Genomic DNA, 14741 nt, shown 5'->3' on the forward strand with positions numbered 1-14741 from the left:
TCGCTCTTAACTACCCTTGGGGAATCTATTGCGTCCTGCGTTAATAGACCTGCGGCACGATGATAGCCAAGGGCTGGTGTTCAAGGATGTGGAGTCGGCACCGTAAGCGCAAACGTTATGGCGAATGGACCCTCGTAGTGAGCGGGCTTGCCCCGCGCTGGGCTGCGCAGCAGCCCCAAAACACAGCCCCGGAACTGTCTGGCACACTGCGGCGTTCTTATTGGGGCTGCTGTGCAGCCCAGCGCGGGGCAAGCCCGCTCACCACAGGTACGGTGTTCGCTCTTAACTACCCCTGGGGAATCTATTGCGTCCTGCGTTAATAGACCTGCGGCACGATGATTTCCGCTGGCGTCGGGCTGCGCGAGTAGTCCTCCTGGCGGACCCGCTGCGGCAGCTCGATCACCGGCAGTTCCACTTCCTCATAAGGCATCTGCCCGAGCAGGTGGTGGATGCAATTGAGGCGGGCTTTCTTTTTGTCGTCGGCCTGCACCACCCACCATGGCGCTTCGGCGATGTGGGTGCGCTCGAGCATGACTTCCTTGGCCTTGGTGTACGCCTCCCAGCGCCGGCGCGACTCCAGGTCCATGGGGCTGAGTTTCCACTGTTTGAGCGGATCGTGAATGCGGCTGAGAAAGCGCAGGTGCTGTTCCTGGTCGGAAATGGAGAACCAGTATTTGATCAACTGGATGCCGGAGCGCACGAGCATGCGTTCGAACTCCGGCACGGTGCGGAAGAACTCTTCGTACTGGTCTTCGTTGCAAAAGCCCATGACTTGTTCGACGCCGGCGCGGTTGTACCAGCTGCGGTCGAACAGCACGATTTCACCCGCGGCCGGCAGGTGCGAGACATAACGCTGGAAGTACCACTGCGTCTGTTCGCGGTCGTTGGGGGCGGGCAGGGCGGCGACGCGGCAGACCCGCGGGTTGAGGCGCTGGGTAATGCGCTTGATCACACCGCCTTTGCCGGCGGCATCGCGCCCCTCGAACAGGATCACCACCTTCGCGCCGGTCTTGACCACCCAGCTTTGCAGCTTCACCAGTTCACCTTGCAGGCGGAACAGTTCGCTGAAGTAAATCCTGCGCGCGGCCTTCTCGGGGCTTTCCTCGACGTGCTCGTCGAACAGCGCGTTGAGGTCGTGCCCGTCTTCGGACAATTCCAGTTCCAGCTCTTCGTCACTGTGATCCAGCAGCTCTCGGTGGATGCGCTGGATCAAGGCGTCGTCTACTGCAGACATGGGAGGCACTCTCGTCGTGGGGGAGATGGCAAAGTCTTAGTCGCATTTTGTTACCAACCAATTACATCGAAAAACGTGGCTGTGGCGGAAAGACGGGACGAAATAGCGGTTTGCCACCCAATTTTCATAAAAGCGTAACAAAGCTGCTGCAAAGTTCCGGGAGCCCGTAATCACAAGGATTTCCCTGAATGAAACGTCTGATGAAGTCAGCTGCACTCGCCGTTGCGGTTTCTCTAAGTGCCACCTCGGTATTTGCTGCCGAGAACGTCCGTCTGACAGGTTCTGGCGCCAGTTTTCCAGCGCCGATCTACCTCACCTGGTTCAAGGATTTCAGCAAGAAGACCGAAGGCGTCACGGTTGACTACCAGTCCAAAGGCAGTGGCGCGGGTGTACAGGACTTCCTGAACAAAACCGTGGACTTCGCCGCCAGTGACTCGGCCATGAAGGACGAAGACATCGCCAAGGTCGCCGAAGGCGTGCAGTTGCTGCCGATGACCGCAGGCGAAATCGTGCTGGCGTTCAACCTGCCGGGCAATCCTAAAGAGCTGAAGTTGCCACGGGATGTGTACTCCAACATCTTCCTGGGCAAGATCACCAAGTGGAACGATCCGCAGATCGTCGCCGCCAACCCTGGCCTGAAACTGCCGGACATGCCGATCACCGTAGTCGTGCGTGCAGACTCCAGCGGCACCACGGCCGTATTCACCAAGCACTTGGCGGCCATCAACCCGCAGTTCCAGAAGGACTTGGGTGAAGGCAACACCGTCAACTGGCCAGCCAGCGACAAATTCATCAAGTCGCCTAAGAACGATGGTGTGACCGCCACCGTACGCCAGACCCCAGGCGCGATTGGCTACATCGAATACGGCTTCGCCAAGCTGGCCAAGGTTGACTTTGCCCAGCTGCAGAACAAGGCCGGCAAGTACGTCGTACCTAACGCCGAAAGCGGTGCCGAAGCCCTGGCCGCGGTGAAAATGCCGGAAAGCCTGGTGGCCTGGCTGCCGGACCCGGACGGCGCCAAGTCCTACCCGATCACGTCTTACACCTGGATGATCTTCCGCAAGGACAACGGCAACCCGGCCAAGGCCAAGGCCATGCGTGAAATGGTCGAGTACAGCCTGACCGAAGGGCAGAAAATCGCCGATTCGATGGGCTATATCCCGCTGCCGAAGTCGGTGGTCGATCAGGTTCGTAAAGCGTCCGCCAACATTCAGTAACGCTTGTGAGGCCTCTCTCGGCGGGCGCTGTCAGCCCGGCCGGGAGGGTTACCCCCCTGTTCCGGAATCAGCCAATGAACACACCGTTTGTCGTACCGGGTAACCCGGATTCTGCCTGCCAGCCACCTTCTGCGAAGGATTTCCTGGTTGATCGCACCTTCCGTGCGCTTGCACGAATAGGCGTGGTTCTGGTGCTGGCGTTGGTGTTTGCCCTGGTGTTCGAAGTCGGGCGCAAGGCCCTTCCAGGCATGGAAAAGCACGGGTTTGACGTGCTGCTGGGCAGCGTCTGGGATGTCAACCAAGGCAAGTACGGCATTCTGCCGGCCATCTGGGGCACGCTCTACAGTGCCTTTATCGCGTTGCTGATCGCAGGTGTTTTCGGCGTCAGCATGGCGATTTTCCTCACCCAGGATTTTTTGCCGGCGAAGCTGGCGGCGGTGTTTCGTACCATCGTCGAACTGCTCGCGGCCATCCCCAGCGTCGTTTACGGCCTCTGGGGCATTTACGTGGTCATCCCGGCGATCCGGCCGTTGACCGCATGGTTGAACACTGAACTTGGCTGGATCCCCTTTTTCGGCACGTCCCTGAGCGGGCCGGGGTTGCTCCCGGCGGCGCTGGTACTGGCCATCATGATTTTGCCGACCATCGCCGCCGTGTCGCAGGATGCGCTCACCGCCGTGCCGATGAAAACCAAGCAAGCCGCCTACGGCATGGGGACCACCCACTGGGAAGCGATTCTCAAGGTGATGGTACCGTCCGCCGCCACCGGCATCTTCGGTTCCCTGGTCTTGGGCCTGGGCCGCGCACTCGGTGAAACCATGGCCCTGGCCATGCTGGTGGGCAACGCCAACAACATCTCGCTGTCGCTGTTCGCCCCGGCCAACACCCTGGCAGCCTTGCTGGCGCTGAACTTCCCCGAAGCCGGGCCGAACGAGATCGAAGTATTGATGTACGCCGCACTGGTGCTGATGTTGATCACGCTGATCGTCAACATCTTCGGCTCCATGATCATGATGTACGCCCAACGGGGTAATAAGTGATGACTGACCTCACTGCTGCAACCGACCTGACGTCCCCGCAGGCGCAATGCCCAGCCTCCAGCGCCGGTTCGAAGGCCGTGCCTTGCGCAGCCTGGTGTTGACCACCCTGGTCTGGGCGGGCGCGCTGCTGGCCAGCGTACCGCTGATTTCCGTGCTCTACATGCTCATCACCCGCGGCGGCGCGCGCCTGAGCCTTGAAGTGTTCACCGAGCTGCCACCCACCGGTTTCGAGACCGGCGGCGGTTTCGGCAACGCGATGGCCGGTACCTTCGTGATGGTCGGCATTGCCGCCGCCATCGCCGTGCCGGTCGGCATCATGGCGGCAATCTTCCTCGCCGAACTGGGCCCGGACAGCAAGCTGGCGAACGCCGCACGTTTTGCCGCGAAGATGCTCACCGGCCTGCCGTCGATTCTGGCCGGTGTGTTTGCCTACGCCCTGGTGGTGATGACCACCGGCACCTACTCGGCCCCGGCTGGTGGCGTGGCACTGGCGGTGCTGATGCTGCCGATCGTGGTGCTGACGGCTGAAGAGTCGATGCGCATGGTGCCCAAGATCATGAAGGACGCCGCCTACGGCATGGGTTGCACCCGCTCCCAGGTGATCTGGAAAATCGTCCTGCCCACCGGCCTGCCGGCAATCCTCACCGGCGTGATGCTCGCCGTGGCCCGCGCCGCCGGCGAAACCGCGCCGCTGTTGTTTACCGCGCTGTTCAGCAACTACTGGATCTACCACGACGGCAGCCTGGCGGTAATGAACCCGACGGCTTCCCTGGCCGTGCTGATCTACAACTTCTCCGGCATGCCCTTCGACAACCAGCTTGAACTCGCATGGGCGGCGTCGCTGGTACTGGTAATGATCGTGCTGGTCGTGAATATCGTGAGCCGTATCTTCGGCAAGCCAAAGTATTGAAAACGGGAGCATCTGAATCTTGAACGTATCAACTGCGCAAATAGCCGCTCCGTTTGTCACCCAGGCGCCTGTGGTCATGGACTGCAAGCTGGACAAGATCTTCTACGGCAACTTCATGGCCGTGCGTGACAGCCATGTGCCGATCGAAAAGAACAAGATCACCGGCTTCATCGGCCCTTCCGGCTGCGGTAAAAGTACCGTGCTGCGTAGCCTCAACCGCATGAACGACCTGGTCAAGGGCTTCCGTTTCGAGGGCCATGTGCACTTCCTCGGCCAGGACGTCTACGGCAAGGGCGTGGACCCGGTGGTCGTGCGCCGCTACATCGGCATGGTGTTCCAGCAGCCGAACCCGTTCTCGATGAGCATCTTCGACAACGTCGCCTTCGGCCTGCGCCTGAACCGCTACAAAGGCGACCTGGGCGACCGCGTCAAGCACGCCCTGCAAGGCGCCGCGCTGTGGGATGAGGTCAAGGACAAGCTCAAGGTCAGCGGCCTGTCGCTGTCCGGTGGCCAGCAGCAACGCCTGTGCATCGCCCGCGCCATCGCCACCGAGCCGGAAGTGCTGTTGCTCGACGAGCCGTGCTCGGCGCTGGACCCGATCGCCACCCGTCGCGTCGAGGAATTGATGGTCGAGTTGAAGAAGGACTACACCATCGCCCTGGTGACCCACAACATGCAGCAGGCGATCCGTGTGGCCGACACCACGGCGTTTTTCTCGGTGGATATTTCCCAGGGCACGCGCACCGGCTACCTGGTGGAGATGGGCCCGACGGCGCAGATCTTCGAGAACCCGCGTGAACAAATGACCGGGGACTACATCAGCGGCAAGTTCAGCTGATGCCCCTGCGGGAGCTGGGATGCTCCCGTATTTTCAACTGCTTATGGGAATGCCGATGCCTGCAACACGACGCCTTGATTTGCCCGCGATTGAACGCGCACTGCGTGAGGTGCAACAGCGCTTTGCCGAGCTCAGCCGGGACTTTACCGAGCCGCGCGACCCGTTGACCGACGAAGTGCTGCACAACGTGCTTGAAGGCTACGCGCTGATTGACGACTATGTCGCGCGGGGCGTCGACCTGTTCGACCTGCAGCAGCTGGACCTGATGCTGGAGATCAACGCCACCGTGCTCTGTGGCAGCGACCCGGCACGGCGCCTGGAATACGCCCACCACCTGGCGGCGACCGAAGAACACTTCTTCAACAATGTCGAAGGTGGCATCAAGGACTTGTACAACTGGTACTGCGCGTATCGCAGTGAATCAGTCTGGAAGCGCGCCGCCGGGGTGTATGTACGCATCCTCAGCAAGCCGCAGCTGTTCATTGAAGGCAACAACCGCAGCGGTTCGCTGATCGTCAGCTATTTGCTGATGCGTGCAGGCCTGCCGCCGTTCGTGCTGACGCTGGAGAACGCCGAGGGCTACTTCAACCCTTCGTCGGTGATCCGCAACTCAGCCAAACATGGAGTCAAGGCGTTGTACGAATTGCCCAAGATCAAGAAAAAATACGCCGCCTTCCTGGAAGAACAGGCGCCGGATCCGCACAAGTTTTTTCTCAAGGACCCGCGCCAGCCCGTTTTTCAAGGAGGCCATTGATGAGTGGTTCTCCCCTATTCGCCAGGGCAGGGCGGGTCCTCCAGCGCCTCCTGCCGATGCAGCAGCGCCCGCGCGTCCGTATTTCCTTCGATATCGACGACACCCTGGCCTGTCAGCTGCACCACTGCGACGTCGAGCCGAGCCGGCTGCCGGCCTGCGTGCACCGTTGGCTGGGTGAGCCCTTGCGGATCGGCACGCGCTCCCTGACCCGCGAGCTACGTCGCCAGGGCTGCAGCATCTGGGTCTACACCTCGTCCGGTCGCACGCCGTCGTATATCCGCCGCTGGCTGATGCTCTACGGCATCCGCGTCGACGGCGTGGTCAACAGCGTGCTGCACAACCATGCCCTGACGGCACGCGGGCTGTTGAACGCACCCTCGAAATTCCCCCCGGCCTTCGACATCGACCTGCATGTGGATGACTCCGAAGGCGTGCGCAGTGAAGGCCATGACCACGGTTTTCGCGTGGTAGTGGTGGACCCTCAAGACGAAAACTGGGCGCAGCGGGTGTTGGATGCGGTCGCGCAGGTTCAGGCGCAGTTGGCCTGGCAGCAGCCGCTCCGGTACAAAAAGACAACACGGCAGCGCGCGGAGGTTTTTTCTTCCTGAGGCGCTGTGAAAGTCCAGAAAAGCCACTCGAACGAGTGGTTTTTTTTTGTCTTGCCGCAGCGCCCCGAGCGGCCTCAGTCGGAGCGCGCAGCCTCCATGCCGCGCCGAATCCGCATCAGGTCCTGATACGCCTCGGTGCGCTTTGCATCGGCTATCTGTTTTGCTTCGGTAAAGCGCAGCCAGTCACCGGCGTCGGCCAGGCTGCTGCCTATGATGGCGTAGGCCTGTGTTTCCAGGCGGTCGGCCTCGTAGAAGAGTTCGGTGTTTGTGGCCAGCTCAATTTCCCAGCCGGCTTGTTTCGACGCGTCACGCATATTCGCTGCCATGGCCTTCACCCCAAGGTCGTCATGTGCGAGCGAAGAGAGCAGGGGCCTGGTCGAGGCCGCCGGGTTCGTAGCTCGCGTAGGAGCGACACGAGCCGTTCTCGTGTCTGATAGGTCCTTCAATGTTGATGGATAAACGTGGGGGTTCGTTCAAATTAGTTCGGGGGGCACTGCCTCACTATTTCCGCGCCCCCGTAACAGTTGCCGAGCGCTGAGTCCGTTAGGGGTTGGCAACGGAAAATGCATCTTCAACCACTCTTGCCGAAGGGATAGGGCATTGGACCTTGAACAACTCAAGCGGGAGTTGGGGTAGGCCTCAGTGCACCCTTTTAACGCATATGCAAAATAATCGGACTGCTGCTGGCCGGGTCGGTATGCCCGCGCAGCTTGCCGACTGCCTTGGCGTCGACCGCCTCCCCGTGGTTGCCCCAGGTGCTGCGCACGTAGGTCAGCACCTGGGCGATTTCCTCATCGGACAGTTGCTCACGAAACGCCGGCATGCGGTAGGCGTCCGGTACGCCGGCGGCGACTACCCGCTGTGAGCCGTTGAGGGTGATGTTGATCGCCGAGGCGCTTTCCCTGGCCAATGCCGAGGTGGCGCCGGCCAGGGGTGGCATCCATTCGGGCTGGCCCTTGCCGTCAAGGCCATGGCAGGAGGCGCAGCGGGTTGCGTAGGTGTGGGCGCCGGGGACGTCCTGGCGTGTATCGGCGGCTACGTACTGCCAGGGCGTGCCGTCACGCTGTGGGTCGCCGGGCAGTGACTTGAGGTAACGGGCGATGGCGGCCAGGTCGTCGTCGGCCATGAATTGCGTGGAGTTGTTGAAGGCTTCGGTCATCGAACCGTAGACCACCGCATGGGCGTTGCGCCCGGTCTTGAGGAATTGCACGATCTGCGGCTCGCTCCAGCGCCCCAGGCCGGTGTTGGGGTCCTGGCGCAGGCTCGGAGCGTACCAGCCGTCGAGCAGGGCGCCGGCGAGGAACGGCTTGCCGGATTCGTCCAGGGCTTTTTCGTTGAATGCCAGGCCGCGCGGCGTGTGGCAGCTGCCGCAGTGGCCAGGGCCTTGGACGATGTAGGCGCCACGGTTCCATAGCGCGTCCTGGTTGGGTTTGGCCGCGTAAGTGGCGGTCGGCGCGAAGAGGCCGTTCCACAAGGCGATGGGCCAGCGCAGATTGAGCGGCCAGGGAATATCGCTGGGGATGTTGGGCTCGTTGGCCGGTTGTACGCTTTGCATGAAGAACGCATACATCGCGCGGATATCGTCGTCGCTGAGCTTGGCGTAAGACGGGTAGGGCATCGCCGGGTAGAGCCGGCGGCCGCCCGGTGCCACGCCGTGGCGCACTGCACGGTCGAAGTCGGCGAGGCTGTAGGTGCCGATGCCGTGGGTGCGGTCCGGGGTGATGTTGGTGGCGTGAATGGCGCCCAGCGGCGTGGCCATTTCCAGGCCCCCGGCGAAGGGCGCCTTGCCCGGCAGGCTGTGGCAGGCGACGCAGTCACTGAGGCGGGCGACATACTCGCCGCGACTGACCTGTGCCGGGTCGACGCTGGCGGCCTGTTCCTGCTCAAACGGTGTGGCGGGCTGGCGGGTGACATACCAGGCCAGCAGGCCGGCGGCGACCAGGCAGGGCAGCACCAGCCAGCCTGCGGTTCTTGCGAATCGACGGTTGTTCATGGGCGGTCTCGCTCGGTTAGCTGAAGGTGTGTCGGCTTAATGGCAGGCTGCGAACACGCTGGCCGGTCAACTGCGCTACCGCATTGACCACGGCTGGCGCCACAGCGGGGAGCGGAGGCTCACCGATGCCGCCCATCTTCTCGCCACTCTCGACGATCTTCACGTGCACCTGCGCCATCCGTGAGGGCGGCAGGATCGGGTAAAGGTCGTAGTTGCGTGCCCGTGGCTTACCGTCCACGTACACCGCTTCCTCCAGCAATGTCTGCGATAAGCCCAAGGCCACCGCGCCATTGACCTGGGCTTGCACAATCGCCGGGTTGACGATGCTGCCGGGGTCGATGGCTTCCCAGATGTGGTGCACCTTGACCTGGCCGTTTTCAAGCGACACTTCGGCGATCACCGCCGCGTGGGAGCCGAACGGCGAAGCCATGGCCACGCCACGGGCGCGCCGAGTGCCGTCTTCGGCAGTGTAGGGGCCCCGTTTCCAGCCACCGGACAACTCGCCCACGGCCTTGAGCAAGGTGGTCAGCCGTGGGTTGTCGCGCAGCAGATGCAGGCGCAGCTCATAGGGATCGCGGCCGCCTTTGTCCGCCAGCTCATCAAGGAACGCTTCGTAGAAGAAGTCATTCAGCGAATTGCCCACCGAACGCCAGTAGCCGAGCATGGCCGGGCCCTTGACGTAGATCTGCGCGATGCGTTTGTTGGGGATGGCGTAGCTCTTGCCCGACAACCCTTCAAGGGCGGTGGGGTCGAGTTTTTCGCCCTGCTTGCCGGCGATGGCCTCGGTAGGGCCTTCGGTGGCGCTCACCGCTTCGATCGCCACCGGCAGGCCGTCGGCGTCCAGCGCGGCGCGGAACTTGACCACCGCCACCGGGCGCAACACGTCGCGCAAGAACTCTTCCTCACGGCTCCAGATCAGCTTGACCGGACGGCCCACCGCCTTGGCCAATGCAATCGCCTGGGGGTAGGGGCTGGCCGAGTCATACAGGAAGTGCCGGCCGAAAAAACCGCCCAGCAGCGGCGAGTGCAGGGTCACCTGCGCGGGGTCGAGCCCGGCGCGCTTGGCGATGTCGGCGCGGAACAGATCGGGCGCCTGGTTGGGCAGCCAGATCTCCAACGAACCGTCGGGGTTGAAGCGCGCCAGGGCTGACGGTGGCTCCAGTTGCCCATGGTTGAGGTACTGGTTGTGGTAGGTGGCTTCGACCTGGGTCTTGGCGTTTTTCAACGCGCCGGCCACATCGCCTTCGTTCTCGTCGTCACGGGCCGGGCCTTGCTGGGCCGCGAGGAAATCGCGAAAGTCGTCGCTGGAAAAATCAGCGGGCATGCCGCGCACCTTTGAGTCGGCCGCCGGTTCCTGCCAGTCGACCTGGATCGCCTCCACCGCACGCTTGGCGTGCCACCAGCGTTCGGCCACCACGGCTACCGCACCGGGCAGCACATGCACTGAGTGCACGCCTTTCATGGCTTCGACCTGGGATTGGTTACGAAGGCTGCCCACGGTCATGCCCAGGCGCGGCGCATGTTGTACGGCGGCGTGGAGCATACCGTCGACCTTGATGTCGATGCTGTACTGCGCCTTGCCGGTGGATTTGTCGTAGGCATCCAGGCGTTTGACCGGTTTGCCGATCCAGCGGAACTGGCTCGGGTCGCGCAGGGTGATGCCGGCCGGGTCGGGCACCGGCATGTCCAGGGCACGGCCGGCCAACTCGCCGTAGCCCAGGGAACGGCCGGAGGCGGCGTGCACCACGCGGCCGGGTTGGGTGGTCAGTTGGGCCACCGGCACACCAAGCTGCTCGGCGCCGGCCTGCAACAGCATGGCGCGGGCGAGGGCGCCCAGGCGGCGCATGACCGGGTAGCTCATGCGCACCGACATGCTGCCGCCGGTGATGCGCATGCCGTTCTCCATCACCACATAGGCCTCACCGGGTGGCGCGGCTTCGACGATAAAGGTGGCGGGGTCGGCATCCAGCTCTTCGCCGACGATCTGCGCCATGGCGGTGTGGGTGCCTTGGCCGCCCTCCATAAAGGGGCTGAGCAGGCGCACCGTACCGTCCGGGCGAATCTCCAGGAACGCCGGTACCTGAGTGCCGCGTTCTGCGGCGGCAGCGGCCTGCACTCGGGCCGAGCCCAGCGGCAGGCCGAAACCGATGACCAGTGCACCCACCGCCGTGCTGGCGAGGAAGCGTCGACGCGACAGGTTGATCGGCTCGCCCAGGGTGAGGCCGGGGATGACGGATGGCGTGTTCATCAGGCGCTCTCCTTCCCGGCGGCCAGGTCATGCATGGCGGCATGGATGGCGTTGTAGGTGCCGCAGCGGCACAGGTTGACCATGGCCGCGTCGATTTGCGCAGTGGTCGGCGCGGGGGTGTGCTTGAGCAACGCGGTGGCTGCCACCACCTGCCCGGACTGGCAGTAACCGCATTGCGCCACCTGATGTTCGACCCAGGCACTGACCACCCGCTTGCCGACTGCATCGGCTTCGATGGCCTCGATGGTGGTGATCTCACGCCCGACCACCCCGGCCACCGGCGTGACGCACGAGCGCACGACATTGCCGTCCACCAGCACCGAGCAGGCGCCGCATTGGGCCAGGCCACAGCCGTACTTGGTGCCGGTCAGCCCGAGGTCATCGCGGATCACCCACAGCAGCGGCGTGTCGGCGTCGGCGTCGACCTGATAGGTCTTTTGGTTGATGCGTAATTCCATGGCTGGCTCACCTGCTGATCATCGGTCGGGATAGCGTGTTTCTTATAAGAAAGGCGATGGGCGCCCATTGTCGAACTCTAGATCAGGGCACAAGGGCCATCTATGAAAAAACCGAACATTCGGAGGATCAGGCAAGTATTCGAGAGGATTGAGTCAGTCAAGCAAGGTGCTCGATCAACACAGGGGCCGGCAGCCGATTGGTTTGTGAGGGTTTATTGATCTGGGTCAGTACAACCCCCTATTGGCTCAAGATGGCCGTCCGAGAGCGGTAGCGCCGTTTTCATGGGTGATATTATGGCGCCACTATCTTGGCGTGACAGGCGCCAGTCTGATCTACGGACATGAGGCTTTAGGGAAATGCTTAAGAACGCTCCGCTGCGTCTGAAACTGTTGTTGATTCTGCTGCTGCCCATGCTCGGGTTCCTGACCCTGGCCGGCGTGTTTGTGGTGGACAACTACAAAACGCTGCGTGACATGAACACCACGGTGATGGCCAGTGCCACTGCGCAGAAGTTGAGCCAATTGATTACCACCTTGCAGCGCGAGCGCGGTGCCAGTGGCGTGTTCCTCGGCAGTGGCGGCAAGTCCATGGGCGATCGGATGGTGCAGATGCGCAGGGACTCCAGCGCGGCCGTCGAGGTGGTGCGCGGTTTGTCCACTTCCGGTGGTGCGAACCTGGACAACGTTCTGCGGGCCCTGGACCAGTTGCCGGCGATGCGTGGGCAGGTCGATAAACTGAGCATCGACAGCACCGAATCCGGCGCACGGTATACCGAGATCATTCAAGTGCTGACCGGTTATACCCATTCCCTGGAAGCGAGCGTCAACAACGCGACCATCGTCTACGCCCTGGGGGCCTTGAATCAATTTATCGAAATGAAAGAGCGGGCCGGGCGTGAGCGCGTGGTGCTGGGCCTGGTCTTCGCCCAGGGGCATTTCGATGAAGCGCTGTTGTCGCGCTTCAGCCGCAACCTGGGCGAGTTCGGCGCCTACTACGATGCGTTCCGACGCAAAGCACCCGCGGCCTCGCTGGCGCAGTTCGATACGCAAATGCAGCAACCGGCCGCCGTCGAAGTCGCCAAGTTGCAGCGCCTGGCGTTTGAGGTGCCGATGGGGCAGGCGCTGGGGATCAAACCCGAAGCCTGGTTTGAAACCTCTACCCAACGCATTGACCTGATGAGCCAAGTGGAGGAAGCCCTGGGCCAAAGTGTCAGCAGCCTGGCGATGCACGAGCGGGATGACGCCCGCCGCGCCCTGTGGCTGACGGTTGGCGCAGTGATCGTGTCCCTGCTGGCGGTGGCGGTGTTGTCCTGGCTGATCATCCGCATGATCGATTCGGCGGTGCGCGACCTCAACCGCGTGCTCAATGACCTGGCACAGCGCGATCTCAGTGCGCGGGCGACTTATGAGAGCAAGGATGAATTCGGTCAGATCTCGCGCAACCTCAACCGCATGGCGCAAGAGATCAGTGGCGTGGTGCAGGAAATCGGCAACGCCACCGCACAGGTTGCAACGGCGGCGGAGGAGTCTTCCACGGTGACGATGCAGACCAGCCAGAGCGTCGAGCAACAGCGCCAAAGCACTGAACTGGTGGCCACGGCGATCAACCAGATGAGCGCCACCGTGCGCGAGGTGGCGCACAGCACCAACGATGCGGCGCAACTGTCGCAGCGGGTCAATACCAGCACCACCCAAGGACGTGCCGAGATCGAAGGCACCATCACCCTGATCCGCCAGCTCTCGGGGCAGGCCGAGGACACCGCGCTGATCATTGGCGAACTCAAGCAGGAAAGCGATGGGATTTCCTCCGTGCTCGACGTCATTCGCGGCATTGCCGAGCAAACCAACCTGCTGGCCTTGAACGCGGCCATCGAAGCGGCGCGGGCGGGGGATCATGGGCGCGGATTTGCCGTGGTGGCGTCCGAGGTGCGGGTACTTGCGCAGAAGACCCAGGAGTCCACCGGGAACATTCAGCAGATGATCAGCAACCTGCAAAGTGGTTCGGATCGGGCGAGCTCGTCCATGCAGGAGACTCTGGGCAAGGCCCAGGACGGCGCGCGCAAGGTCGAACGTGCGGGTGAATTGTTGTTGGAGATCGCCGAAGGCGTGGCCAGTATCAGTGATCGCAACCTGCAGATTGCTTCGGCGGCCGAAGAGCAGAGTGCGGTTTCAGAAGACATCAACCGTAACGTCAACGAGATCAACGACCTGGTCATCCAGGTCAGTGCCGGCGCTGAGCAAACCGCAATCACCAGCCAGGAACTGGCGCGCCTGGCCGAGCACCAGCAGCGGCTGGTCAATCGGTTCAAGGTGGCGTGAGGCGAGGGCGGCCTGCTCCGATGGCGGTGGGTCAGTCGACCTCTACAGTGACTGACACTCTCCTATCGGGAGCAAGCCCCCTGCCACAGTTGTTTGGTGGCGATGGATGGATTGCAGCAAGGCCTTGATGTCGTCCAAGCCTGCTCCTGCAGTCAGTCCGCCCACCCGTCACGCACCGCACTGCGAATCCCCTCCAGCAACATCGCAAATGCCGGGTTGTCATTGTTCTCGCGCCAGATCAGGTGCAGTTCACTCTGTGCGCCTTCGCCCAGGTCGATATCGCGAAACACCACGTTCTTGAACACCACACTGCTGGCGCAACGCGGTACCAGCGCCAAGCCCATGCCGGCGTTGACCAAGGCCAGGATGGTCAGGGACGAGCCCAGCCACTGCACATATTCGGGGGCGACACGGGCCGAGCGCAGCAGGCCGGTGAGCAGTTCGTTGAATGGCGGGTAGGCCGCATGGGCGTACATCAGGAACGGCTGGGCATCGAGGTCGTGGACGCTGACGCTGTCGGCGCTGGCCAGTCGATGGCTGCTCGGCACCGCCAGCACAAAGGGCTCGCGCACCAGGCATTCGGTGGCATAACCGGGTTCCAGCAGGGGCGCGCGGACGATGCCCAGGTCGATGCGCCGCGCACGCAGGGCTTCGTATTGCTGGTAGGTGTTCATCTCCGAGAGGTCGATCCTGACCTGGGGCTGCTTGAGCCGTGCCTCGGCAATCACCCTGGGCAAAAACTCATACACCGCGCTGCCGACGAAGCTGATATTCACCGTGCCGATATCGCCCTCGGCAAAGCGCCGTGCGGTCACGGCCGCCTGCTGGGCGCGCTCCAGCAGGTTCTGGGCTTCGATGAAAAATGCGCGCCCGGCGGCGGTGAGGGCCACGCTGCGGGTGGTGCGGGTAAACAGCTCCACGCCCAGGTGATGTTCGAGCAATTGGATCTGCCGGCTGAGGGGCGGCTGGGTCATGTTCAGGCGTTCGGCGGCGCGGCGAAAATTCAGCTCGGTGGCCACGGTGGTGAAGCAGCGCAGTTGCGTCAGTTCGAACATTGATCTAATCCAGGTATCAATCGAATGCCAAGTTAGATTAGACGGGAACAATCCCCGGCGTCCATCA

General features: G+C 62.6%; 12 protein-coding genes and 1 pseudogene. 7 read left to right on the top strand and 6 right to left on the bottom strand.

Going from position 1 to position 14741, the window contains the following annotated elements; all coding sequences use genetic code 11:
* Positions 1-316 precede the first annotated feature (316 nt).
* On the bottom strand, positions 317-1234 hold the full coding sequence (ppk2, locus tag NIBR502773_RS26570) for a polyphosphate kinase 2 (protein ID WP_141157343.1): 918 nt from the start codon (positions 1232-1234) through the stop codon (positions 317-319).
* Between the two features lie 188 nt (positions 1235-1422).
* Between ppk2 and pstS the strand changes: the two genes are divergently transcribed.
* The 6 genes and pseudogenes from pstS to NIBR502773_RS26600 all read left to right on the top strand — a co-directional run bounded on the left by pstS (position 1423) and on the right by NIBR502773_RS26600 (position 6601).
* Positions 1423-2451: a phosphate ABC transporter substrate-binding protein PstS gene (gene pstS / locus NIBR502773_RS26575; RefSeq protein WP_027603516.1), complete on the top strand. Its 1029-nt coding sequence runs from the start codon at positions 1423-1425 to the stop codon at positions 2449-2451.
* Between the two features lie 74 nt (positions 2452-2525).
* Positions 2526-3491 carry a phosphate ABC transporter permease subunit PstC gene (gene pstC, locus NIBR502773_RS26580; protein ID WP_027603517.1) on the top strand — a complete coding sequence of 322 codons (966 nt, stop codon included), beginning with the start codon at positions 2526-2528 and terminating at the stop codon, positions 3489-3491.
* Positions 3491-4401 (top strand): annotated as a pseudogene (gene pstA / locus NIBR502773_RS26585) (phosphate ABC transporter permease PstA). The gene pstC and the pseudogene pstA overlap by 1 nt, the downstream one beginning before the upstream one ends.
* A 76-nt stretch (positions 4402-4477) precedes the next feature.
* Positions 4478-5239: a phosphate ABC transporter ATP-binding protein PstB gene (gene pstB, locus NIBR502773_RS26590; RefSeq protein WP_010210300.1), complete on the top strand. Its 762-nt coding sequence runs from the start codon at positions 4478-4480 to the stop codon at positions 5237-5239.
* A gap of 55 nt (positions 5240-5294) precedes the next feature.
* Entirely contained in the window at positions 5295-5993 is a 699-nt protein-coding gene (locus NIBR502773_RS26595) for a hypothetical protein (protein ID WP_065947980.1), read from the top strand.
* 56 nt (positions 5994-6049) lie between these two features.
* Positions 6050-6601, top strand: a complete 552-nt coding sequence (locus NIBR502773_RS26600; RefSeq protein WP_373682398.1) for a hypothetical protein — start codon at positions 6050-6052, stop codon at positions 6599-6601.
* A 74-nt stretch (positions 6602-6675) separates the two neighbouring features.
* On the opposite strand, the gene NIBR502773_RS26605 is transcribed toward NIBR502773_RS26600, so the two are convergent.
* The 4 genes from NIBR502773_RS26605 to NIBR502773_RS26620 form a co-directional block, all read right to left on the bottom strand.
* On the bottom strand, positions 6676-6927 hold the full coding sequence (locus tag NIBR502773_RS26605; RefSeq protein ID WP_141157346.1) for a hypothetical protein: 252 nt from the start codon (positions 6925-6927) through the stop codon (positions 6676-6678).
* Between the two features lie 326 nt (positions 6928-7253).
* Positions 7254-8594 (bottom strand): cytochrome c, encoded by a 1341-nt coding sequence (locus NIBR502773_RS26610; protein ID WP_141157347.1) that lies wholly within the window; start codon positions 8592-8594, stop codon positions 7254-7256.
* A 16-nt stretch (positions 8595-8610) separates the two neighbouring features.
* Positions 8611-10842: a molybdopterin cofactor-binding domain-containing protein gene (locus NIBR502773_RS26615; RefSeq protein ID WP_141157348.1), complete on the bottom strand. Its 2232-nt coding sequence runs from the start codon at positions 10840-10842 to the stop codon at positions 8611-8613.
* Positions 10842-11300: a (2Fe-2S)-binding protein gene (locus NIBR502773_RS26620; RefSeq protein WP_092488307.1), complete on the bottom strand. Its 459-nt coding sequence runs from the start codon at positions 11298-11300 to the stop codon at positions 10842-10844. Before NIBR502773_RS26620 ends, NIBR502773_RS26615 begins: the two co-directional genes overlap by 1 nt.
* A gap of 411 nt (positions 11301-11711) precedes the next feature.
* Here NIBR502773_RS26620 and NIBR502773_RS26625 point away from each other — a divergent pair, with 411 nt between their 5' ends.
* Positions 11712-13619, top strand: a complete 1908-nt coding sequence (locus tag NIBR502773_RS26625) for a methyl-accepting chemotaxis protein (RefSeq protein ID WP_373682399.1) — start codon at positions 11712-11714, stop codon at positions 13617-13619.
* Between the two features lie 152 nt (positions 13620-13771).
* Here NIBR502773_RS26625 and NIBR502773_RS26630 read toward each other — a convergent pair whose 3' ends face one another.
* Positions 13772-14674 carry a LysR family transcriptional regulator gene (locus NIBR502773_RS26630; protein ID WP_027603529.1) on the bottom strand — a complete coding sequence of 301 codons (903 nt, stop codon included), beginning with the start codon at positions 14672-14674 and terminating at the stop codon, positions 13772-13774.
* Positions 14675-14741: the final 67 nt, after the last annotated feature.

This window comes from Pseudomonas sp. NIBRBAC000502773, from assembly GCF_006517195.1.
In the GTDB taxonomy this organism is placed as follows: Bacteria; Pseudomonadota; Gammaproteobacteria; order Pseudomonadales; family Pseudomonadaceae; genus Aquipseudomonas; species Aquipseudomonas marginalis.

Excerpts from the sequence above, each read along its gene's own strand:
- ppk2 (WP_141157343.1), bottom strand. The coding sequence starts at position 1,234 with ATGTCTGCAGTAGACGACGCCTTGATCCAGCGCATCCACCGAGAGCTG.
- pstS (WP_027603516.1), top strand. The coding sequence starts at position 1,423 with ATGAAACGTCTGATGAAGTCAGCTGCACTCGCCGTTGCGGTTTCTCTA.
- pstC (WP_027603517.1), top strand. The coding sequence starts at position 2,526 with ATGAACACACCGTTTGTCGTACCGGGTAACCCGGATTCTGCCTGCCAG.
- pstB (WP_010210300.1), top strand. The coding sequence starts at position 4,478 with ATGGACTGCAAGCTGGACAAGATCTTCTACGGCAACTTCATGGCCGTG.
- NIBR502773_RS26595 (WP_065947980.1), top strand. The coding sequence starts at position 5,295 with ATGCCTGCAACACGACGCCTTGATTTGCCCGCGATTGAACGCGCACTG.
- NIBR502773_RS26600 (WP_373682398.1), top strand. The coding sequence starts at position 6,050 with ATGCAGCAGCGCCCGCGCGTCCGTATTTCCTTCGATATCGACGACACC.
- NIBR502773_RS26605 (WP_141157346.1), bottom strand. The coding sequence starts at position 6,927 with ATGGCAGCGAATATGCGTGACGCGTCGAAACAAGCCGGCTGGGAAATT.
- NIBR502773_RS26610 (WP_141157347.1), bottom strand. The coding sequence starts at position 8,594 with ATGAACAACCGTCGATTCGCAAGAACCGCAGGCTGGCTGGTGCTGCCC.
- NIBR502773_RS26615 (WP_141157348.1), bottom strand. The coding sequence starts at position 10,842 with ATGAACACGCCATCCGTCATCCCCGGCCTCACCCTGGGCGAGCCGATC.
- NIBR502773_RS26620 (WP_092488307.1), bottom strand. The coding sequence starts at position 11,300 with ATGGAATTACGCATCAACCAAAAGACCTATCAGGTCGACGCCGACGCC.
- NIBR502773_RS26625 (WP_373682399.1), top strand. The coding sequence starts at position 11,712 with ATGCTCGGGTTCCTGACCCTGGCCGGCGTGTTTGTGGTGGACAACTAC.
- NIBR502773_RS26630 (WP_027603529.1), bottom strand. The coding sequence starts at position 14,674 with ATGTTCGAACTGACGCAACTGCGCTGCTTCACCACCGTGGCCACCGAG.